Source organism: Aestuariirhabdus litorea (assembly GCF_003864255.1).
Lineage (GTDB): Bacteria > Pseudomonadota > Gammaproteobacteria > Pseudomonadales > Aestuariirhabdaceae > Aestuariirhabdus > Aestuariirhabdus litorea.
This window is the reverse complement of the sequence record NZ_QWEZ01000002.1, coordinates 1,143,163-1,162,947: the sequence shown is the minus strand read 5'-3', so window position 1 is coordinate 1,162,947 and position 19,785 is coordinate 1,143,163. Positions and strand designations below refer to the sequence as shown.

18 protein-coding genes are annotated in these 19,785 nt (G+C 64.0%); 9 read left to right on the top strand and 9 right to left on the bottom strand.

Annotated features, from left to right (window positions below; genetic code table 11):
- Positions 1-12: 12 nt before the first annotated feature.
- The 3 genes from cgtA to rplU all read right to left on the bottom strand — a co-directional run bounded on the left by cgtA (position 13) and on the right by rplU (position 1,932).
- Complete coding sequence (gene cgtA / locus D0544_RS15530) at positions 13-1,215, bottom strand: Obg family GTPase CgtA (protein WP_125017750.1); 1,203 nt, start codon at positions 1,213-1,215, stop codon at positions 13-15.
- Between the two features lie 124 nt (positions 1,216-1,339).
- Positions 1,340-1,597 carry a 50S ribosomal protein L27 gene (gene rpmA / locus D0544_RS15525; RefSeq protein WP_125017748.1) on the bottom strand — a complete coding sequence of 86 codons (258 nt, stop codon included), beginning with the start codon at positions 1,595-1,597 and terminating at the stop codon, positions 1,340-1,342.
- A gap of 20 nt (positions 1,598-1,617) precedes the next feature.
- Positions 1,618-1,932, bottom strand: a complete 315-nt coding sequence (gene rplU, locus D0544_RS15520) for a 50S ribosomal protein L21 (RefSeq protein ID WP_125017746.1) — start codon at positions 1,930-1,932, stop codon at positions 1,618-1,620.
- Between the two features lie 339 nt (positions 1,933-2,271).
- Between rplU and D0544_RS15515 the strand changes: the two genes are divergently transcribed.
- A complete protein-coding gene (locus tag D0544_RS15515; protein ID WP_481147843.1) occupies positions 2,272-3,258 on the top strand; it encodes a polyprenyl synthetase family protein in 987 nt (328 codons plus the stop codon).
- Between the two features lie 37 nt (positions 3,259-3,295).
- On the opposite strand, the gene D0544_RS15510 is transcribed toward D0544_RS15515, so the two are convergent.
- Complete coding sequence (locus D0544_RS15510) at positions 3,296-3,529, bottom strand: DUF2789 domain-containing protein (RefSeq protein WP_125017744.1); 234 nt, start codon at positions 3,527-3,529, stop codon at positions 3,296-3,298.
- 270 nt (positions 3,530-3,799) lie between these two features.
- On the opposite strand from D0544_RS15510, the gene D0544_RS15505 reads away from it, so the two are divergent.
- Positions 3,800-4,783 carry a GIY-YIG nuclease family protein gene (locus D0544_RS15505; RefSeq protein WP_125017742.1) on the top strand — a complete coding sequence of 328 codons (984 nt, stop codon included), beginning with the start codon at positions 3,800-3,802 and terminating at the stop codon, positions 4,781-4,783.
- A gap of 38 nt (positions 4,784-4,821) precedes the next feature.
- Positions 4,822-5,235, top strand: a complete 414-nt coding sequence (locus D0544_RS17260) for a hypothetical protein (RefSeq protein WP_207905903.1) — start codon at positions 4,822-4,824, stop codon at positions 5,233-5,235.
- A 164-nt stretch (positions 5,236-5,399) separates the two neighbouring features.
- Here the strand turns inward: D0544_RS17260 and bamJ are convergent, their stop codons facing one another.
- The 3 genes from bamJ to D0544_RS15485 all read right to left on the bottom strand — a co-directional run bounded on the left by bamJ (position 5,400) and on the right by D0544_RS15485 (position 9,287).
- Complete coding sequence (bamJ, locus tag D0544_RS15495; protein WP_125017740.1) at positions 5,400-6,029, bottom strand: BamJ family beta-barrel-assembly machinery protein; 630 nt, start codon at positions 6,027-6,029, stop codon at positions 5,400-5,402.
- A 79-nt stretch (positions 6,030-6,108) separates the two neighbouring features.
- Positions 6,109-7,479, bottom strand: a complete 1,371-nt coding sequence (gene gorA / locus D0544_RS15490; RefSeq protein WP_125017738.1) for a glutathione-disulfide reductase — start codon at positions 7,477-7,479, stop codon at positions 6,109-6,111.
- A gap of 179 nt (positions 7,480-7,658) precedes the next feature.
- Positions 7,659-9,287: a long-chain fatty acid--CoA ligase gene (locus D0544_RS15485; RefSeq protein WP_125017736.1), complete on the bottom strand. Its 1,629-nt coding sequence runs from the start codon at positions 9,285-9,287 to the stop codon at positions 7,659-7,661.
- Between the two features lie 136 nt (positions 9,288-9,423).
- Here D0544_RS15485 and D0544_RS15480 point away from each other — a divergent pair, with 136 nt between their 5' ends.
- The 6 genes from D0544_RS15480 to D0544_RS15455 all read left to right on the top strand — a co-directional run bounded on the left by D0544_RS15480 (position 9,424) and on the right by D0544_RS15455 (position 18,482).
- Entirely contained in the window at positions 9,424-10,554 is a 1,131-nt protein-coding gene (locus tag D0544_RS15480) for a methyltransferase (protein WP_125017734.1), read from the top strand.
- Between the two features lie 89 nt (positions 10,555-10,643).
- On the top strand, positions 10,644-11,942 hold the full coding sequence (locus tag D0544_RS15475; RefSeq protein ID WP_424220791.1) for an NCS2 family permease: 1,299 nt from the start codon (positions 10,644-10,646) through the stop codon (positions 11,940-11,942).
- Positions 11,943-11,946: 4 nt separating this feature from the next.
- On the top strand, positions 11,947-13,035 hold the full coding sequence (gene trmA, locus D0544_RS15470) for a tRNA (uridine(54)-C5)-methyltransferase TrmA (RefSeq protein WP_125017730.1): 1,089 nt from the start codon (positions 11,947-11,949) through the stop codon (positions 13,033-13,035).
- A gap of 152 nt (positions 13,036-13,187) precedes the next feature.
- On the top strand, positions 13,188-15,608 hold the full coding sequence (locus tag D0544_RS15465; RefSeq protein ID WP_125017728.1) for a Lon protease family protein: 2,421 nt from the start codon (positions 13,188-13,190) through the stop codon (positions 15,606-15,608).
- Between the two features lie 11 nt (positions 15,609-15,619).
- Positions 15,620-16,705, top strand: a complete 1,086-nt coding sequence (locus D0544_RS15460) for a GGDEF domain-containing protein (protein ID WP_125017726.1) — start codon at positions 15,620-15,622, stop codon at positions 16,703-16,705.
- 418 nt (positions 16,706-17,123) lie between these two features.
- Entirely contained in the window at positions 17,124-18,482 is a 1,359-nt protein-coding gene (locus D0544_RS15455; RefSeq protein ID WP_125017724.1) for an MBL fold metallo-hydrolase RNA specificity domain-containing protein, read from the top strand.
- An 18-nt stretch (positions 18,483-18,500) separates the two neighbouring features.
- Here the strand turns inward: D0544_RS15455 and D0544_RS15450 are convergent, their stop codons facing one another.
- On the bottom strand, positions 18,501-19,115 hold the full coding sequence (locus tag D0544_RS15450; RefSeq protein ID WP_125017722.1) for a hypothetical protein: 615 nt from the start codon (positions 19,113-19,115) through the stop codon (positions 18,501-18,503).
- Between the two features lie 321 nt (positions 19,116-19,436).
- Positions 19,437-19,766, bottom strand: coding sequence for a DMT family transporter (locus D0544_RS15445; RefSeq protein WP_125017720.1), 330 nt, complete (start codon positions 19,764-19,766; stop codon positions 19,437-19,439).
- Between the last annotated feature and the right edge of the window lie 19 nt (positions 19,767-19,785).

Genomic DNA, 19,785 nt, shown 5'->3' with positions numbered 1-19,785 from the left:
TGTCTCTCCAGACTATGGTTGATAGATGATCTCTACATCGTGATCGTCGTCATCATCGTCGTCATCGCTGCCACCGCGCTTGCGCGCCAGGCGGGCAGCACGGCGCTGCTCACCGATCAGGCGCATCTGCTCCCGCGCCTCGGCCTCCATCTGCGCCTTGAACTCGCGCTCCGCCTCGGCGATCGCCTCATCTTCCGCCTCTTCGGCATTGCGCTCTTCGATGCGGGTCAGCAACTGCTGGCACAGTTCGTTGGTGCCCAGCCCGCCAATGGCGGAGATGTAGCGAACCTCGCCCTCCCAGCCGAGGCGCTCGACAACATCACGACAGATCGCCTCCCGCTCCTCTTCCGGCAGCAGGTCCACCTTGTTCAGCACCAGCCAGCGCTCGCGTGCCGCCAGCGCCGGGCTGAACTGTTCCAACTCCTTGATGATCGACTGCGCGGCCGCCACCGGGTCGCTGCCATCAATCGGGGCCACATCCACCAGGTGCAGCAGGATACGGCAGCGCGCCAGGTGCTTGAGGAAACGAACCCCCAGCCCGGCGCCATCGGAAGCCCCTTCGATCAATCCGGGGATGTCGGCCACCACAAAGCTGCGATGACTCTGCACACTCACCACCCCCAGGTTTGGCACCAGGGTGGTAAAGGGGTAATCGGCCACCTTGGGTTTGGCCGCCGAGACCGCGCGAATAAAGGTCGACTTACCGGCATTGGGCAGCCCCAGCAGGCCCACATCGGCGATCACCTTCAGCTCCAGCTTGAGGTCGCGCAGTTCGCCCGGCGTACCCTGGGTGGTCTGCCGCGGCGCACGGTTCACACTGGACTTGAAACGGGTATTACCAAGACCGTGAAAGCCGCCCTGGGCCACCAGCAACACCTGACCCTCTTCGGTCAGGTCGCCAATCACCTCGGTGGTCGCATCGTCGATCACAGTGGTACCCACCGGCACCTTGAGGTAGATATCCTCACCCTTCTTGCCGGTGCAGTTACGACTCATGCCGTTCTGCCCGCGCTCGGCGCGGTAACTGCGCTGAAAACGGTAATCGACCAGGGTGTTGATGGCGTTATCGGCCACCACATAGACACTACCGCCATCGCCACCGTCGCCACCGTCGGGGCCACCCTTGGCAACAAATTTTTCACGTCGAAAACTGAGACAGCCGTTGCCCCCGTCACCAGCCGCTACGTGCACCAGGGCTTCATCAACAAATTTCATGTAGAGACTCCGTAACAGAGAAGCGCGCCACTGCGATTCTCAGAGTATACCAATTGCTGCCTTGCCGGCAGACACAAAAAAGCCCCGCACTGGACGGGGCTTCTTTTCCGCATCAGGCAGCCGATCAGGCGGCGTCGATACGAACGTACTTGCGCTTGGCAGGCCCCTTGACCTCGAACACCACGCGACCATCCGCTTTCGCGAACAGGGTGTGATCCTTACCAATACCTACGTTTTCACCAGCGTGGAAACGGGTACCGCGCTGACGAACCAGGATGTTACCTGCAATGACCTGCTGACCACCGAAACGCTTGACACCAAGTCGTTTACTTTCCGAGTCGCGGCCGTTACGTGTACTACCACCAGCTTTTTTGTGAGCCATGAGTTTACTCCTTCGTTCGTTTAACCGGCGTTGATACCAGTGATTTTGACTTCAGTGAACCACTGACGGTGGCCCATCTGCTTGCGGTGATGCTTACGACGATTGAACTTAACAATCGTGACCTTCTTGGCACGACCGTGGCTCACCACCTCTGCACTCACCTTGGCACCCTCAACGACGGGAGCACCGATCTTGACGTCATCACCGGCTGCAACCAGCAGCACACGATCAAATTCAATGGTGTTACCGGTAGCAACTTCCAGCTTTTCCAGCTTCAGCGTCTCGCCTTCTGCGACACGGTACTGCTTGCCACCGCTTACAATAACTGCGTACATACATTTCTCCGAAAATCCAAGATTAGCCTGAACCAGGCGAGCCTTGTTGTTAAAGGCATCCAACCGGCGAACCGGCCAGAGTTTTTCTCTGAAACTCCTGCACTTAGGTGGGCGACCGCCTCTCAGACCCGTGCATGCGGGCTACCGTTCTCCATCCACAACCAATGGTTGCGGTAACAAGTGGAACAGCGCCCCAGGATTTTCAAAATCAGGGGCGCAGATTCTACGGCATGCCAGAACCACACACAACCCCTACAGCGCCTGAATTCCGTGACTTCTTGACTCTTTCAGGAGCACCCCATAGGATGCGACCCCATCCTGCACTCATTAAGTAGTTCTATGCCAATGGCCAACCACAGCCCCATCGACCAGATCCAAGCCGTTGTGAGCGACGATTTCGCCACCGTTGACCGGCATATCCAGCAGCAGCTGAGCTCCGATGTGCCACTGGTACAGACCATTGGCCAATACATTGTCAATGCGGGGGGCAAACGCCTGCGCCCGCTGCTGGTACTGCTCAGTGCCCGCGCCTGCGGCTATAGCGGTGACGCCCGTATCGCCCTGGCGGCCGTGATCGAGTTCCTGCACACCGCCACCCTGCTGCACGATGACGTTGTCGATATGTCCAACCTGCGGCGCGGGCGCGATACCGCCAATGCCAAGTGGGGCAATGCCCCCAGCGTACTGGTGGGGGATTTCCTCTATTCCCGTGCCTTCGAAATGATGGTGAATATCGCCGACCTCGAGGTGATGCGCATACTGTCCAACGCCACCACGGTGATCGCCCAGGGTGAGGTGCTACAGCTGATGAAGGTGCGTGACGCCAACACCACCGAAGCGATCTACATGGAGGTGATCCGCGCCAAGACCGCCATGCTGTTTGAAGCCTCCACCCACGCGGCGGCCGTCCTCAGTGGCGTTGATACCCCGCAGCGGGAGGCGCTCAGGCGCTACGGTGACAAGCTGGGGATCGCCTTCCAGCTGGTGGATGACCTGCTCGACTACCAGGGTGACGCCGAGGCGATGGGCAAGAACGTGGGTGACGACCTGGCCGAAGGCAAACCCACCCTGCCCCTGATCTACACCATGCGCGAGGGCACAGAGGCCCAGGCGCAGCTGGTCAGGCAGGCGATCCAGAAAGGCGGGCTGGAGCAGATCGAGGCGATTACCGAAGCAGTGCGCAGCAGCGGTGCGCTGGAGTACACCGCCAGCCTCGCCCAGCGCTACGCCCGCGAGGCGATCGAAGCCCTGCAGGTGCTACCCGCCAGCGATGCCCGTGACGCCATGGAGCTGCTGGCCAATTTTTCGGTATCCCGTACCTTCTAGCCGCGTCAGCCCGAGGCTCACCCCTTGGCGGGGCAGACTACTTGCGCAGCAGGGCGTCCAGCTCATCCACCAGCTCGGCCCAATCCCCGTCCTTGGCGATCTCCTCGCGCAGAAACTGGGCCTGTGCCCTGTTCCAGAAGGGGGCGTCCGCCAGGGCTACCTCCCTGGGCAGAGGGCCATACTGGGCCACGAAATCAACGATCTCCTGATCGCTTCCCGCCAACCCCAGCTGTTCGAAGAGGGTGTACATACTGTGCTCTGACCGATCCATCTTTCCTCCCTTTGTGCGGTTTCAGGTAACGGGGGTAGGCGCCGGTCGCCCCGGGAGCAGCGAACCTAACCCCAGCCCATCCCAACAACCCGGTATCAGGCTAGTCTAGTCCACGCCATCGGGAGACAGCGATTTTTGCCCTCGGTAGCCCTGAAAATATTTACCCCAGGGTACCCTTGTCAAGTCTGGTAAGGGAGATTTCGATCGGTATAATTGCGCCCTTTTTTCCGCCACCGTATCCATCCGCATAATCCGTGACAGGGGTTAGCTTTGATCGTATTTACCGTATCCAACCGTTCCACCGGCAAGACCTACGTCGGCACCACCCGCAACCCGCTGCTGCTGCAGTGGGAGAAGATTGTGGAGGCGGCCGAGTCGGGGCTGGACTACCCCCTCTACCGTGAGATTCGCGCCCAGGGGGCGGACAACTTCCAGCTCGAGGAGTGGGACTACACCGACGACCGCAGCGAACTGCAGGAGCTGGAGCGCGAGGCGCTGGAGGCCCTCGGCGCCGAGTCGCTCAAGGGCTACAAGACCGCTGTGGCCGCGCGTGAGCCCGCCGCCAAGAAGCCCCGCACCCGAACCACAGCCAAGCGCTCCGCCCCCAAGGCCAATGCCGAACCGGCCGCCGGGGCGAGCCCGGAGGCATCGGGGCCCCTGACCCATATCAATGCGGCAGGTGAGGCCGTGGTGCGATTCGATGGCAAACGCACCAGCGTGGAGGATGCGATCGCCGGCATCGGCAATCGGGTACCCGAATTCACCGTGGTCGATCCCCTGGCTCGCAGCCGCGCCGGCCGCCCCGCCATGACCGCCCCCGAAGTTCGGGCTCTGGAGCGCGTCGGGGAGGAGAGCGAAGCCCCCCTCGCGGCACCTCAGCCCGCCTCCCGGCCGGAGCCCGAGGCGGCCCCCCTGACGAGCACCATCGAGCCCCCACCCCCGGAGGATGAATCCCCCCGACCCAGCAGCGAGTCGGTGATCGCCGAAGCGATGGCCACCCTCAAGCGCCTGCAGGCGGCCCCGGAGGCAAGCCACTCCACCCCGCCAGCGGACCCGGCCACTCCTCTCCACCGCCCGCAGGAGCGCGAGCAGGAGCAACACCTGCGACGCCTGCGCGAGGCGATCGAACGGCAGCGCGCCAGCGAGCGCTCCCAGCGCCAGAAAAAGCAGTTCACCCGCCAGCAGGTGGAGCGGATTGAGGCGCTGGAGCAGCTCGCCCTGCAAAAGATGGGTCGACTGGGCAGCGCCGCCTGACTAAGCTAAGGCCATTCAACCAGGAGCCCACGGGCATCATGACTCGACGCAAGAAGACCAAATCGATCTCCGAAGAGCTGCGCAAGATCAGCAAGACCACCCGCAAGGCGATCGAAAGCAGCAAAACCAAGAAGCAGACGCGGCGCGAAAAGCCGCGCCAGAAGTCAGTCTACGATAAGCACCTGGAGAGCCAGGGCCAGACCGCCACTGGCGGCACCGGCTCCGCCGGTGGCTCTGGCCCGAAACCTGCCACCAAGCCCAGCGCCAAGCCCCGCCCGGACGACCGCAAGCCCAGCGCCGCCGCCAAAAAGCCGGCCCAGCCCGCGCCCAAGCCGGCTGCGACCGAACCCAAGGCGCGGGGCAAAAAGCCTAAGCTCGACCCGGACAGCTTCGACGAGATGAGCGGTGAAGACCTGTTCGACCTCTTCGATCGCGGCACCTTCCGCCCCTGACCACAGCGACAGAAAGACTCGAGTGGAGGCTTGAGGCTTGAGGCTTGAGGCTTGAGGCTTGAGGCTGAAAGATAAAACAAGCCCATAAAAAAACGGGATCTCCCAGGGAGTATCCCGTTTTTTTATGGGGCGCCCGGGGGGACGCCTGCGGTACTAGCGAAGCCCTAGAGGATATCGAGCAGCTGCACCTCAAAGATCAGCGCCGCGAAGGGAGGGATGGCACCGTGGGAACCCTGCTCACCGTAGGCCAGCTGGTAGGGAATATAGAGGCGCCACTTGGAACCGGTGGGCATTAGCTGCAGCGCCTCGGTCCAACCGCGGATCACACCGCTGACGGGGAACTCGGCGGGCTGTCCACGCTCAACGGAGCTGTCAAACACAGTGCCGTTGACCAGAGAACCGTGGTAATGGGTGCGCACGGTGGAGTTGAGGCCCGGCTTATCGCCATCGCCCTCTTCCAGGATTTCGTACTGCAGGCCGGACTCCAGCACCACCACCCCCTCGCGCTCGGCGTTCTGGGCCAGGAACTGCTCGCCCTCGGCGGCCAGCGCCTTGTGCTGCTCGGCCTGGGCGGCGCGGACCCGCTCACTGATCACCTGGAAGGCGCCCTGCAGCTCCTGGGCGGAGACCGCACTGGCAAGGCCATTGAAGGCATCGCCCAGGCCACGCTTGACCAGCTCGATGTCGACCCCCTCAAAGCTGTTCTCGCGCAGTTGATCGCCCATCTGGCGACCGATTCCGTAGCTTACCCGACCCTCGTCGGTGGTGATGGCGGGCTGATTGGTGTCTGACATTCGACTTCTCCGTGGGGCAAAAAGGGGGCAGCATACCAGCTGCGGGGGCCGCTCGGTAGTCCGGCCCCCGGCCAGGGCCTCAGCCGCCGACGGTGCGGGTCACCTCCCGCAGGGTGACAAACTCCTCGGCGGCGGTGGGATGGATGCCGATGGTGCTGTCGAAGGTGGCCTTGGTGGCCCCCGCCTTGATGGCGATGGCGATCCCCTGAATGATCTCGCCCGCCTCGCTACCCACCATATGGCAACCCACCACACGGTCACTGGCATCGTCCACCACCAGTTTCATAAAGGTTTTCTCCTGACGCCCGCTGAGGGTGTGCTTCATGTGGCGGAAACGGGTGGTGTAGATGCGCAGCTTGCCGAAGCGCTCCAGCGCCTGCTCCTCACTGAGGCCGACAGTACCGATGTTGGGCTGGCTGAATACCGCGGTGGCGATGTTATCGTAATCGAGGGCGATCGGCTGGCCACCAAACAGGTGGCGCGCCAGCGCCATCCCCTCGGCCAGCGCCACCGGGGTCAGCTGCATACGGTCGATCACATCCCCCACCGCATAGATCGAGGGTTCGCTGGTCTGGAACTGCTCATTGACCCGGATCGCCCCCTTCTCATCCAGCGCCACCGACACATTCTCCAGCCCCAGGTCCTGGGTGTGGGGTACCCGCCCGGTGGCGTAAAGCACCTGGTCTACCAACAGCGACTGGCCGTTGTTGAGCTCAACCCGCAGGCGACCGTCGGCCTGCTGGTCGATCGATACCACATCGGTGTTGAAACAGAGCTCCAGGTTGTGGCGCTGGCTCATCTCGTCCCGTAGCACCTCGCGCACCTCCTGGTCGAAACCGCGCAGGAACAGCTCGCCGCGGTAGAGCAGGCGGGTGTTGGCGCCGAGCCCGGAGAGGATGCCGGCAAACTCGACCGCGATATAGCCGCCGCCCACCACCAGCACCTCGCGGGGGAACTGATCGAGATAGAAGATCTCGTTGGAGCTGATCACATGCTCATTGCCGGGGAATTCGGGCACAAAGGGCCAGCCGCCAGTGGCGATCAGCACCCGCTCGGTGCTATAGCGCTGCCCGTCCACCTCCACGGTGTGGGCATCCACCAGCCGCGCACGCCCTTCCAGCAGGGTAACCCGGGCCCCCTTGAGGAGGTTGCGGTAAACCCCGTTGAGGCGCTCGATCTCGCGGCTCTTGTTGTCGCGGAGGGTAGGCCAGTCAAAGGCGGTTTCGCCGACACTCCAGCCATAGCCCCGCGCATCCTCGAAATCCTCGGCGTAGTGGGCGCCGTAGACAAACAGCTTCTTGGGCACACAACCAACGTTCACGCAGGTGCCGCCCATGTAACGGTCTTCGGCCACCGCCACCCGCGCCCCCAGCCCCGCCGCGATACGGCTGGCCCGAACGCCGCCGGAACCGGCGCCAATAACAAACAGGTCAAAATCAAATTCAGACATAGATTCCTCGCGCCTCTCGATGACAGATGTCCCCTCAGGGGGCCCGTTAAATGGAGTGCATAGTAGCAATAAAGTGCCCTGATCACACGGCAGCCCCACCCGCTGCGCGTGTAGCCTATAGCGTTGGAGATCAGGTTCTGCAGCACCCGTCGCAATAGGGAGCGGGCCGCGGCGGCCCCTTACGGCTGCCGGTTGATCAAAAACCCGGCGTAGTCCTGACGCAGCTCCACCTTGCGCAACTTGCCGGTGCCGGTGTGGGGTAGCTCATCAACCACAATGATCGCATCGGGCATCCACCACTTGGCCACCCGCTGCTCCAGCTCCGCCCGCAGCCCGGCTTCATCATAGTGTTTACCGGGCTTGAGCGTCACCAGCATAATCGGCCGTTCGTCCCACTTCTCATGGCGGGCACCGATCACGCAGGCCTCATTGACGGCGTCGTAGTTGAGGGCCGCGTTCTCCAGGTCCACCGAGCTGATCCACTCGCCGCCGGACTTGATCACATCCTTGCTGCGGTCGACGATCTTGAGGTAGCCGTCCGGGTTGATCACCGCCACATCGCCGGTATCAAACCAGCCGTCCACAAAGCTGCCGCTGCCCTCCCCCTTGAAGTAGCTGGCCAACACCCAGGGACCCCGCACCCGCAGGTTGCCACGGCTCTCGCCGTCGTGGGGAGCCGGCTCGCCGTTGGCATCGAAGATTTCGATCTCCACCCCGAACATCGCCCGCCCGGCGGTGGCCTGCAGGTCGTAGCGCGCCTCCGCCTCCATCGCCTCCAGTGCCGGGGTGGGGATCGCGGCGGTGGCCAGGGGGCTGGTCTCGGTCATCCCCCAGATCCCCATCCAGTAGACGTTGTAGCGCTCGGCATAGAGCTTCACCAGCGCCCGCGGCGAGGCGGCGCCCCCCACCCCCACCAGTTTGAGGGAGTCGATGCGCTTGCCGGAGGCCTCAAGGTAGTTATGCAGCCCCAGCCAGACGGTGGGGACCGCGTAGGCCTTGTCCACCGCCTCCTGCTCGATCAGCGCCTGCAGCGAGACGCCATCCATGCTGGGGCCGGGCAGCACCAGCTTGGCCCCATACAGCGGGGCCGAGAAGGGGACCCCCCAGGCGCACACGTGGTACATGGGCACCACCGGCATCACCGAGCTGCGCTCGCTGAAGTCGAGGTATTGGGAGCTGCCGCTCATCATCGCGTGCAGCACGCTGGAGTGGTGGTCGTAGAGCACCCCCTTGGGGTTACCCGTGGTACCCGAGGTGTAACAGAGACCGGAGGCGTCGGTGGCCTGCAGGCGCGGCCAGTCGAAGACCACGCTCTCGGCGGCCAGCAGGGTTTCGTAGCAGTAGAGCGGCGCCAGCGTGGTCTCGGGCATCTGCTCGGGGTCGCAGTTGACGATAAAGCCCCGCACGCCGGGGATCTGCTCACGCACCTCCTCCAGCATCGGCAGGAAGGGGGCGTCCACAAAGATTAAGCGGTCTTCGGCGTGATTGATGATGTACTGCAACTGCTCGGCAAACAGACGCGCGTTGAGGGTGTGCACTACGGCACCGTAGCCGGAGATGCCGTAGTAGAGCTCCAGGTGGCGGAAGTTGTTCCAGGCCAGGGTGGCTACCCGCTCTCCGCGCTCGACCCCGAGCCGCGCCAGGGCATTGGCCAGCTGGCAGCTGCGACGGTAGGCGTCGGCGTAGGTGTAGCGGTGGATGCTGCCCTCGTTGGTGCGGCTGACCACCTGCTGATCGGGGTAACGCTGCATGGCGTTCTTGAGGATATCGCTGGTCAGCAGGGGCACCTGCATCATACGGCCTTTCATCAATGACTCTCTCCTTGTAGGGGCTCGGGGGCCGGGACGGGTGGCCTGGTGCGGACAACGCTAGCAGCCCCCTAGCGACTTCAGTACCGTACTTTAGTACGATAGCAAACTTTATTCAGCCGCCCGATGCCCCGCCATGGAAACCCACTACCCGAGCCCCTTTGCCCAGCTTGAGCTGCAGCGCCTGCCCCACAGCCGCCAGGGGTCACTCAGGGCCTGGGATGCCGCCGACGAGCTGCTGCTGGAGGAGCTGGCCGAGGCCCCGGCCGAGGCGCCTGTGTTGGTGCTCAACGACAGCTTCGGCGCCCTCACCCTCAACCTGGCGACGCTGGGGCTCAAGCCGCAACTTGAGACCGACTCCTGGCTCAGCGCCCGCGGTGCCCAACGCAACGGCGAGCTCAACGGCATCGACGCCGACCGCTGGAGCCTGGCCACCCCCCTCAGTCCCCTGCAGGGCACCTACGCCACGGTGCTGGTCAAGATCCCCAAGACCCTTTCATTACTGGAGTACCAGCTGCGGCGCCTGCGCCCCCACCTGAACGCCGACAGCCGCATCATAGGGGCGGGCATGGCGCGCAATATCCACCGTTCGACCCTGCAACTGTTCGAGCAGCTGGTGGGCCCGACCCGCAGCTCCCTGGCCCGCAAGAAGGCGCGCCTGGTGTTCGCCGAGCCCGCCGAGCGCCCCTTGCCGGAGGCGCCCCCGCCCCCCGGCTACCGGCTGCCGGAGGAGAAGTTGGTGATCACCAACTTCGCCAACCTCTTCTCCCTCGACCAGCTCGATATCGGCAGCCGCTTCTTCCTGCCCCATATCCCCGCCGGCGAGCACCCCCTGCAGATCGCCGACCTGGGGTGCGGCAACGGCCTGCTGGGGCTGGTGGCGGCGCGCCGTAACCCGGCCGCCCGCCTGCTGTTTCGCGATGAGTCGGCGCTGGCGGTGGCCTGCGCCGAACACAACTGGCGCCACAACCGGGGCGACGACCCCCGCGCCCGCTTCGAGCAGGGGGACTGCCTGCAGGGGGTCGAGCCCGCCAGCCTTGACCTGATCCTCTGCAACCCCCCCTTCCACCAGCAGCACGCGGTCGGCGACCAGATCGCCCAGCGCATGTTCCGCCAGGCCCACCGCAGCCTGCGGGTGGGGGGCGAGCTGCGCATCGTCGGCAACCGCCACCTCGGCTACCACCAACAGCTCAAGCGCCTGTTCGGCAACTGCCGGCCACTGGACAGCAACCCCAAATTCGTGGTGCTGAGCGCCCGTCGCCAATAGCCTGCGGCGGGGAATCTGGCGCGGATTGGCCTGTTAAAACAGCACAATTCGTGTACACTGCGCGCCTTTTCTGGTTCGCACCCACGGGTATCTCCATGTTTGAGACGCTGTTTAAACTCAGGGAACACCACACTTCCATCAAAACCGAGCTGCTGGCGGGCTTCACCACCTTCCTGACGATGGGCTACATCATCTTCGTTAACCCCAGCATGCTGGCCAGCGCCGGAATGGACGGCGGTGCGGTCTTTGTCGCTACCTGCCTGGCGGCCGCCATCGGCTGCTTTATCATGGGACTGTACGCCAACTACCCGATCGCGCTGGCACCGGGGATGGGGCTCAACGCCTTTTTTACCTACACCGTGGTGGGGGAGATGGGGTACAGCTGGGAGGTGGCCCTGGGGGCGGTATTCCTCTCCGGTTTCTGCTTCTTCCTGCTCAGCGTCTTCCGCATCCGCGAATGGATCATCAACAGCATCCCCATGTCCCTGCGCATGGGGATTGCCGCGGGTATCGGCCTCTTCCTCGGCTTTATTGCCCTCAAGAACGCCGGCTTCGTCGTGGACAGCCCCGCCACCTACGTCTCCCTCGGCGACCTCAGCCTCTACCCGCCGATCATGGCCACCCTCGGTTTCTTCCTGATCGTGGCCCTTGCGCAGCGCGGCATGACCGGCGCGGTGATGATCGGCATCCTCGCCGTTACCCTGGCCAGCCTGGCGCTGGGCAAAGTGGAGGCCAACGGCTTCTTCGCCGCCCCCCCCAGCCTCGCCCCCACCTTCGCGGCGCTGGATATCGAGGGGGCGATGCAGGTTGGCCTCATCAGTATCATCTTCGCCTTCCTCTTCGTGGACCTGTTTGACACCTCCGGCACCCTTATCGCCGTCGCCCAGAAGGGCGGACTGGTGGGCAAGGATGGCAAGCTGCCGCGCCTCGGTCGTGCCCTGATGGCCGACAGCATGGCCACCATGGGCGGCTCGATACTGGGCACCTCCACCACCACCAGCTACATCGAGAGCGGCGCCGGTATCGCCGCCGGCGGGCGCACCGGGCTCACCGCCGTCACCGTCGGCTGCCTGTTCCTCGCCAGCCTGTTCCTGTCACCGCTGGCGGGCATGATCCCCCCCTACGCCACCGCCCCGGCTCTGTTTTTTGTCGCCGTGCTGATGAGCAGCGGGCTCGCCACCATCGACTGGGAGGACCTGACCGAGGCCGCACCGGTGGTGATCGCCGCCCTCAGCATGCCGCTGACCTTCTCCATCAGCACCGGTATCGCCCTCGGCTTTATCTCCTACACCGGCATCAAGCTGCTGGCGGGACGCTGGCGCGACCTCAACCCGGCGCTGGTGATCATCTCGCTTCTGTTTATCATTAAAATGGCATGGCTGGACTAGACCGATGACCCTGGGCAGAACCTACCCCGAACAGTATCAGCAGCAGCTGGACGAGAAAGCGCAGCAGCTGGAGGCACAGTTTGCCGACCTCGCGCCGCCGGCCCTGGAGGTGTTTGCCTCCGCTCCCGAGCACTTTCGCATGCGCGCCGAGTTCCGCATCTGGCACGAGGCGGAGCGCAGCTTCTACGCCATGCACGACCCCAACCCGCCCCACGGCACCGTTGAGATCCGCGACTTCCCCATCGCCAGCGAGCTGATCAATCGCCATATGCAGCCGTTGATGACGGCGATCTGCGCCGAGGAAATCCTGCGCCGGCGCCTGTTCCAGGTGGAGTTTCTCAGCACCCAAAGCGGCGAGCTGCTGATCACCCTGATCTACCACAAGCGCCTCGATGAGGCCTGGGTCGCGGCCGCCACGGGCCTGCGCCAGCAGCTGGGGGTCGACCTCATCGGCCGCGCCCGCAAGCAGAAGATCTGTCTCGACCGCGACTTCGTCAACGAGACCCTGTGCGTGGACGGGCGGGCGTACCACTACCAGCAGGTGGAGAACAGCTTCACCCAGCCCAACGCCGGGGTCAGCGAGAAGATGCTGGCGTGGGCGCTGGAGGCCACCCGGGGGTCCAGCGGCGACCTGCTGGAGCTCTACTGCGGCAATGCCAACTTCACCACCGTGCTGGCGCAGAACTTCGAGCGGGTACTGGCCACCGAGATCTCCAAGACCTCGGTGCAGTCGGCGCAGCTCAACCTGGCGCGCAACGGCGTCGACAACGTCGAGATCGTGCGTATGTCGAGCGAGGAGTTCACCCAGGCGATGAACCGCGAGCGCCCCTTCCGCCGCCTCAGCCACATCGACCTCGACAGCTACCGCTTCGGCACCATCTTCGTCGACCCGCCACGGGCCGGCCTCGATCCGGCCACGGAACAGCTGGTGCAGCGCTTCGAACGGGTGGTCTACATCTCCTGCAACCCCGACACCTTGCGCCACAACCTCGATACCCTCTGCCAGAGCCATGCTATCGAGCGTTTCGCGCTCTTCGACCAGTTCCCCTACTCGCACCACCGCGAAGCCGGCGTCCTCCTGACCCGGCGCTGAGCCGCTCCGGGGCGCTTACCGCGCCCCTGCACGCCTCGCCCCCCGCCCCTCGATATGGGAGGTGTCGCGGTGGTGTTTTCTGTTAGCATCACCTATACCAACACTAAGACCGTCACCGCCTGCCCCACATTTCTGAGGTGAAATCTGCTCACATGATGTCGCACCCTACCCGTCTGGCCCCCCAGCAGCTGAGCGCTCCCGTCACCGCCAGCCAGTTTCCCTTTGCCACCACCGAGAAGCTCAAGCCCTACCTCGGCATCCTGGGGCAGGAGCGCGCCGTGACCGCCATCCAGTTCGGGGTGGCGATGCAGCAGACCGGTTACAACATCTTCGTGATGGGGGACGAGGGCAGCGGCCGTGCCTCCTTTATCAATGAGTTCCTGCTCAGCGAGGGCAAGCGCCAGCCCACCCCCTCCGATTTTCTCTTCGTCAACAACTTCGACAACCCGCGCCGCCCGCTGATGCTGGAGCTGCCGGCAGGTACCGCTGCACGCCTGAAGAGCGATATCGACCAGCTCATCAGCAGCCTGCTGGACACCTTCCCGGCGGCCTTCGAACACCCCAGCTACCAGCAGCAGAAGGCGGCCATTGAGCGCGCCTTCAACCGCCAGTACGACCAGGTGATCGATGGCGTGGAGAAGGAGGCGATCACCCGCAACGTTGCCCTCTACCGCGACGCCAGCACCGTCAGCTTCACCCCCATGCTGGAGGGGCGCGCCATGGAGGAGACCGAGTTCTCCCAGCTGCCGGAGGAGGCCCGTGAGCTCTTCCACCAGCACATCAACGAGCTGGAGGAGATGCTCAATACCGCCCTGCTACCGCTGCCGCAGTGGAAGCGCGAGTCCTCCGAGCAGTTTCGCAAACTGACCCAGCAGACCATCGCCCGCGCCATCGCCCCCCTGCTCGACCCGCTGGAGAAGCGCTACCGCGGCATCCCCTGCCTGCTGGCTTACCTCAAGCGCATGCGCAAGCAGCTGCACCGCATGATCCCGGAGAAGCTGATCGACGAGAAAAGCCAGGAGATGCGCGAAGCCTATGAGAGCCGGCTGCTACTGGAGGAGGAGCTGAGCCCCAACATCATGGTGTCGCGCGAGCCCTCCTCGGGGGCGCCGGTGGTGCACGAGCCGCACCCCAGCTACAAGAACCTGTTTGGCCGCGTCGAGTTCACCGGCGACATGAGCGCCATCAACAGCAGCTACCGCCAGCTGTGCGGCGGCAGCCTGCACCGTGCCAACGGCGGCTTCCTGGTGATCGAGGCGGAGAAGCTGCTGCAGGAGCCCTTCGCCTGGGACGCCCTCAAACGCGCCATCAAGGAGCGGCGCCTGCAGATGGAGTCCCCCTACAGCGAGATGGGGATCGTCAACAGCATCACCCTCGACCCCGAGCCAATACCGCTGCACACCAAGATCGTACTGATCGGTAACCGCTCCACCTACTACCTGCTGCAACAGCTCGACAGCGACTTCAGCGCCCTGTTCCGGGTGCTGGCCGACTTCGATGACCGCATCCATCGCGATGACGAATCGCTCGCCGCCTTCGCCCGCCTGATGCAGACCTTCTCGGCCCGCGAGCAGTTTGCCCTGCTCAGTGCCGACGCGGTGGCCCGCCTGGTGGAGTACAGCTGCCGGCTGGCCGAGCACCAGCAGTACCTGAGCGCGCAGTTCAATCGCATCTTCAACCTCTTGGGGGAGGCGGATTTTGTGCGCCGCCTGGCCAACGACAAGGTAACCCACGCGCAGCACATCGAGCGCGCCCTCAAGGCCCAGCAGGAGCGCTCCAACCGGGTCAGCGAACTGCAGCTGGAGCAGCTCAACGACGGCACCGTGCTGATCAACACCGAGGGGGCGAGCATCGGCAAGATCAACGCGCTGACGGTCTACCAGCTCGGCGACAACCAGTTCGGCACCCCGGCGCGCATCACCGCCACCGTATTCCCCGGCTCCCGGGGGGTGGTGGATATCGAGCGCGAGGTGAGCCTCGGGCAGGCGCTGCACTCCAAGGGGGTGATGATCCTCAGCGGCTACCTGGGACAGCGTTACGCGCGCCACTTCCCGCTGGCGATCTCCGCCAACCTGGCGATGGAGCAGTCCTACGGCCTGATCGACGGCGACAGCGCCTCGCTGGCGGAGCTCTGCTGCCTGCTCTCGGCCATCACCGAGGTGCCGATCCAGCAGTCGCTGGCGATCACCGGATCGGTTAACCAGTACGGCGAGGTGCAGGCGATCGGTGGCGTCAACGAGAAGATCGAGGGCTTCTTCGACCTCTGCAAGGTGCGCGGCCTCACCGGCAAGCAGGGGGTGATCATCCCCCGCGCCAACCGCATCAACCTGATGCTGCGCCAGGAGGTGATCGAGGCGGTGGCCGCCAACCGCTTCCATATCTTCGCGGTGGCCGAGGTGGACCAGGCGATGGAGCTGCTGACCGGGATCGCGGCCGGCAGCGCCAGCGGCGACCAGCCCTACCCGGAGGGCAGCATCAACGCCCTCGCGATCGGCCGCCTGCAGGAGATCAGCGCCTGCAGCCACCGGCGCACCGACGCCACCGACGCCACCGACGACAGCAGCCAGCGCTGAGGCCGGGGCGAATGTCCTTTATCTCCGCCATCATCAACCTCGGCGTCGCCCATCTGCAGCCGGGGCAGTCCGCCTACAAGGTGCGGGTCACCAACCAGGTTTGCCTGATGACCTGTGGCCTCTCCCTGGCCTATATGCTCTATTACTGGATCGGCCTCGGGTCGCTCTCCCTCAGCCTGATCAACCTGGCTTTTTTCTTTGCCTACCTGACCGCCCTGCTGCTGATGAAACAGGGGTTTATACGGGGGGCCAAAAGCTGCTTTTTTATTGTGCTTATGCTGCACCTGCTGGTGCTCACCACCCTCACCATGAACCGGGACACCGGCCTGCACCTCTACTACTTCCTGGTGCCCGCGGGGGTATTCCTGTTCTTCGAAAACCATGAAAAGCGCGAGAGCCTGCTGCTGAGCCTGGCAGCGGTGATCCTGTTCCTGTTCTGCGAAAGTTACGGCGACCATCAACCCCTGGTCCCCCTCAGTGACGAGCAGGCGCGCTGGCTGTTCCGCTCCACCGTGCTGGTTTGCCTGATCGAGGTCTACATTGTGATGCGCATCTTCACCCACGAGATCGAAAAGCGGGAAACCCTGCTGGCCCACCAGGCCAGCACCGACGCCCTGACCGGCCTCGCCAACCGGCGGACCCTGATGCAACAGGGCGAGTTGCTGTGCAAACTCGCCGTGCGTGATCAGCAGCCACTGTCGCTGATGATGATTGATGTCGATCTCTTCAAGCAGATCAACGACCGCTACGGGCACTCGGTGGGGGACCAGGTACTGGTAGGGCTCTCCGGCCTGATGGAGAGATCCCGCCGCAGTACCGACCTGGTGGCGCGCTACGGCGGCGAGGAGTTTGCCATCCTGCTGCCCGGCACAGGACGTGAGCAGGCGCAGCGGATGGCCGAAACACTGCGCGAGCTGGTGGCATCGCACCCCATCAGGATTTCCGACCAGCCGCCAATCCCCAGCACCCTCAGCATCGGTGTCTCCTGCATTGGTGAATCGCGCAGCGATTTCTCCCAACTGCTGATCGCCGCCGATCGGGCGCTCTACAGCGCCAAGCAGGCGGGGCGCAATCGGGTGGTGTGCCTGGATAGTTGAGGGGCGGGGTCGTGACCCCAGCCCCCCTATTCACCTATTTACCTATGGCTAGCCCTGTAGGTCGCCCTTCAGGGCGACAACGAATAGTCCAGTAGGAGCGCCTTCGGCGCGCTCGCTTTTGCCTTGCGGCAAGGACCTTGTCTGGACGCACCCCGACGGGTGCCTCAAGGGGGCGTCCCGACAAGGTGGTTGAGGCGTAAGTTAGCCTTCAAACGATAGCGTTCGACTGTCGGGCTAAAGCCCGACCTACAATCGTGTCCAGCCGCAGGCGCTCGTACAAAGAAAGCCCTCGGTGAGCGACTCACCACCACCCTGTCGCGAGTCACGCCAATACCCATCCCCACATCAATACCCCCACCCGCCCCCTGTGCTATACCTGAAATGCGGACTGGACCCGCGCAGCCTGGGAGCGATCACCATGGACCTTACCTTTCTCGGTGCCGCCGGAACCGTTACCGGCTCCAAATACCTGCTCCAGCACCAGGGCCGCCAGTACCTGATCGACTGCGGCCTCTACCAGGGGGTCAAGAACCTGCGCCAGCGCAACTGGCAACCCCTGCCGCTGGCGAGCGGCAAGCTGGACGCGGTACTGCTCACCCACGCCCATATTGACCACAGCGGCTACCTGCCGGCGCTGGTGCGGCGCGGCTACATGGGACCGGTCTACAGCAGCAAGGCCACCTTCGAGCTGTGCAAGATCCTGCTGCCCGACGCCGGTTACCTGCAGGAGGAGGATGCCCGCTACGCCAACAAGCGCAAGTTCTCCCGCCACTCCCCGGCCGAGCCGCTGTTTACCGTGGAGGACGCCGAGCGAGCCCTTAAGCTGTTTCGACCGGTGGATTTTGACGAGCCCCTTGAGTTGGGCAAAGGGCTCAACGCCCGCTTCTCGCCGGTGGGCCATATCATCGGCGCCAGCTGCATCCACTTCAGGGACGCCCGCGCCTCGGTGCTGTTCAGCGGCGACGTCGGCCGCCAGGATGACCCGGTGATGTACCCGCCACAGGCGGTCAGCGGCGCCGACTACCTGGTGGTGGAATCCACCTACGGCAACCGCCGCCACGGCACCCAGGACCCCAAGGAGACGCTGGAGACCATCATCAACGAGACCGCCGGCCGCGGCGGTATTGTGTTGATCCCCAGCTTCGCGGTGGGGCGCGCCCAGCTGCTGCTGCACCTGATCTGCGAGTTGAAGCGGGAGGAGCGTATCCTCGAGCTGCCCCTCTACCTCAACAGCCCCATGGCGATCTCCGCCACCGAGCTGCACAAGCGCTTTCATAAGCTGCACCGTCTCAGCCATGAGCAGTGCGAACAGATCGACGCCTGCACCCACTACGTGCGCAGCGTGGAGGAATCGATCGAGCTCAACAGCCGCAAGATGCCCGCCATCATCATCTCCGCCAGCGGCATGGCCAGTGGAGGGCGGGTACTGCACCACCTCAAGGCGCTGATCTCCAACCACCGCAACAGCGTGGTCTTTGCCGGCTTCCAGGCCCCCGGCACCCGCGGCGATGCCCTACTCAATGGCGCCGAACAGGTGAAGATCCACGGCGAGCAGTTCCCGGTCAAAGCCCAGATCCACAGCCTCGACAACCTCAGCGCCCACGGCGACCATCGGGAGATCATCGAGTGGCTGCGCCAGTTCAAGGCCGCCCCGCGCCACACCTGGATCACCCACGGCGAGCCGGCGGCCGCCGACGCCATGCGGGTGCATGTCCGCGAGGCGCTGGGATGGGCGGTATCGGTGGCCGAGTACCGCGACCTGGTGCGCCTGGAGTGAAAGCCTCCGGGTCAGCCCCTAGCGTTTGACGCCATCGGCGCCGTGCAGGGTTCGCTCATCCAGGTCCTGGGGGGATTTTTTCAGCCACACCGGCCAGTACTTGGCGTGCTTTTCCAGCACATCCTCCTTGTTGAGCTCGAACCATCCCCGGGCCTTGGAGGAGAGCCCCATCACCTGGGTTTCGCGCATCCACTCGGCAAACTCGCTGGAATCGATCTGGTACTCACCGGCGGCGCCATTGCGCACCGGCCACATGGAAAAACGCGCCTTCCACATCCCCATTCTGGGGGTGATGATGCTGTAGTAGGTGAGACCCGGATCCAGCTCCGCGTGCATATAGTCGGCCGCCTCGGAGACCACCATAAAGGTGCGTTTGCCCGGCGGGCGATCGACGATGATGCGGGTGTCGTTGTTCAATATACCGAGAAACTCCACCTCTTCGCCGGTCACATCGTACACCGAGGCGGCGATCGCGCTGCCCACGAAGGAGGAGCGGAAAAACTGCACCCGGCTTTGATCCGCCGCCAGCGGACGCAGCGCCTGCTCCGCCATCGGGGTCATTTTCACACCCGCACAGCCCGCCAGTAGCACGGCGGCGAGCACCACAACCATCAGACGTTTGAGGGTTAACATGTTTCTATCTCCCTGTGTGCGCCAGCATGGCGCTTATCCCTTGGGGGCGTACCTGGGGAGCCTGCGAACAAGTCTCTGCGGCTTCTGCAAGCGCCAGAAACGGCCAGATTCAAGGCGCAGGCTGCAGCTAATGGCCGTAGCCCTTAGCAAAGTCTGCAACACAGAAGCTGGCCGTTTCTGGCTTTGCCCTACGGGGCTTTCAGCTTGATCCGCACTCTGCGTTGTGACTTTTTGCAAGGTCTGGACATTGCTGCAAAGCCACGCCTTGATTGCGAACCAAGCTGAAAGCCAGAAGTTCGCAAGGACTTATTCGCAGGCTCCCTAGTGGACGCCGGTTTTTGAAAACAGGTTGATCACCCCCACCCCGCCGATGATCAGGGTCATGCCGATGATGGCCGGCAGGTCGGGGATCTCCTTGAACAGCACGATCCCCGCCAGGGTGATCAGCACAATGCCCAACCCCGACCAGACGGCGTAGGTAACGCCCACCGGGACGGTGCGAAACACCAGGGTCAGCAAGTAGAACGATAGCGTATAACCCACCACCACCACCACGCTGGGCCAGAAGCGGCTAAACTCCGCCGATGCCTTGAGCGCGCTGGTCGCGATCACCTCGCTGACAACGGCCAGCAACAGATACCAGAATCCCACTGTTCAGCCCCCTGTTCAT

Excerpts from the sequence above, each read along its gene's own strand:
- cgtA (WP_125017750.1), bottom strand. The coding sequence starts at position 1,215 with ATGAAATTTGTTGATGAAGCCCTGGTGCACGTAGCGGCTGGTGACGGG.
- rpmA (WP_125017748.1), bottom strand. The coding sequence starts at position 1,597 with ATGGCTCACAAAAAAGCTGGTGGTAGTACACGTAACGGCCGCGACTCG.
- rplU (WP_125017746.1), bottom strand. The coding sequence starts at position 1,932 with ATGTACGCAGTTATTGTAAGCGGTGGCAAGCAGTACCGTGTCGCAGAA.
- D0544_RS15515 (WP_481147843.1), top strand. The coding sequence starts at position 2,272 with ATGCCAATGGCCAACCACAGCCCCATCGACCAGATCCAAGCCGTTGTG.
- D0544_RS15510 (WP_125017744.1), bottom strand. The coding sequence starts at position 3,529 with ATGGATCGGTCAGAGCACAGTATGTACACCCTCTTCGAACAGCTGGGG.
- D0544_RS17260 (WP_207905903.1), top strand. The coding sequence starts at position 4,822 with ATGACTCGACGCAAGAAGACCAAATCGATCTCCGAAGAGCTGCGCAAG.
- bamJ (WP_125017740.1), bottom strand. The coding sequence starts at position 6,029 with ATGTCAGACACCAATCAGCCCGCCATCACCACCGACGAGGGTCGGGTA.
- gorA (WP_125017738.1), bottom strand. The coding sequence starts at position 7,479 with ATGTCTGAATTTGATTTTGACCTGTTTGTTATTGGCGCCGGTTCCGGC.
- D0544_RS15485 (WP_125017736.1), bottom strand. The coding sequence starts at position 9,287 with ATGAAAGGCCGTATGATGCAGGTGCCCCTGCTGACCAGCGATATCCTC.
- D0544_RS15480 (WP_125017734.1), top strand. The coding sequence starts at position 9,424 with ATGGAAACCCACTACCCGAGCCCCTTTGCCCAGCTTGAGCTGCAGCGC.
- trmA (WP_125017730.1), top strand. The coding sequence starts at position 11,947 with ATGACCCTGGGCAGAACCTACCCCGAACAGTATCAGCAGCAGCTGGAC.
- D0544_RS15465 (WP_125017728.1), top strand. The coding sequence starts at position 13,188 with ATGATGTCGCACCCTACCCGTCTGGCCCCCCAGCAGCTGAGCGCTCCC.
- D0544_RS15460 (WP_125017726.1), top strand. The coding sequence starts at position 15,620 with ATGTCCTTTATCTCCGCCATCATCAACCTCGGCGTCGCCCATCTGCAG.
- D0544_RS15455 (WP_125017724.1), top strand. The coding sequence starts at position 17,124 with ATGGACCTTACCTTTCTCGGTGCCGCCGGAACCGTTACCGGCTCCAAA.
- D0544_RS15450 (WP_125017722.1), bottom strand. The coding sequence starts at position 19,115 with ATGTTAACCCTCAAACGTCTGATGGTTGTGGTGCTCGCCGCCGTGCTA.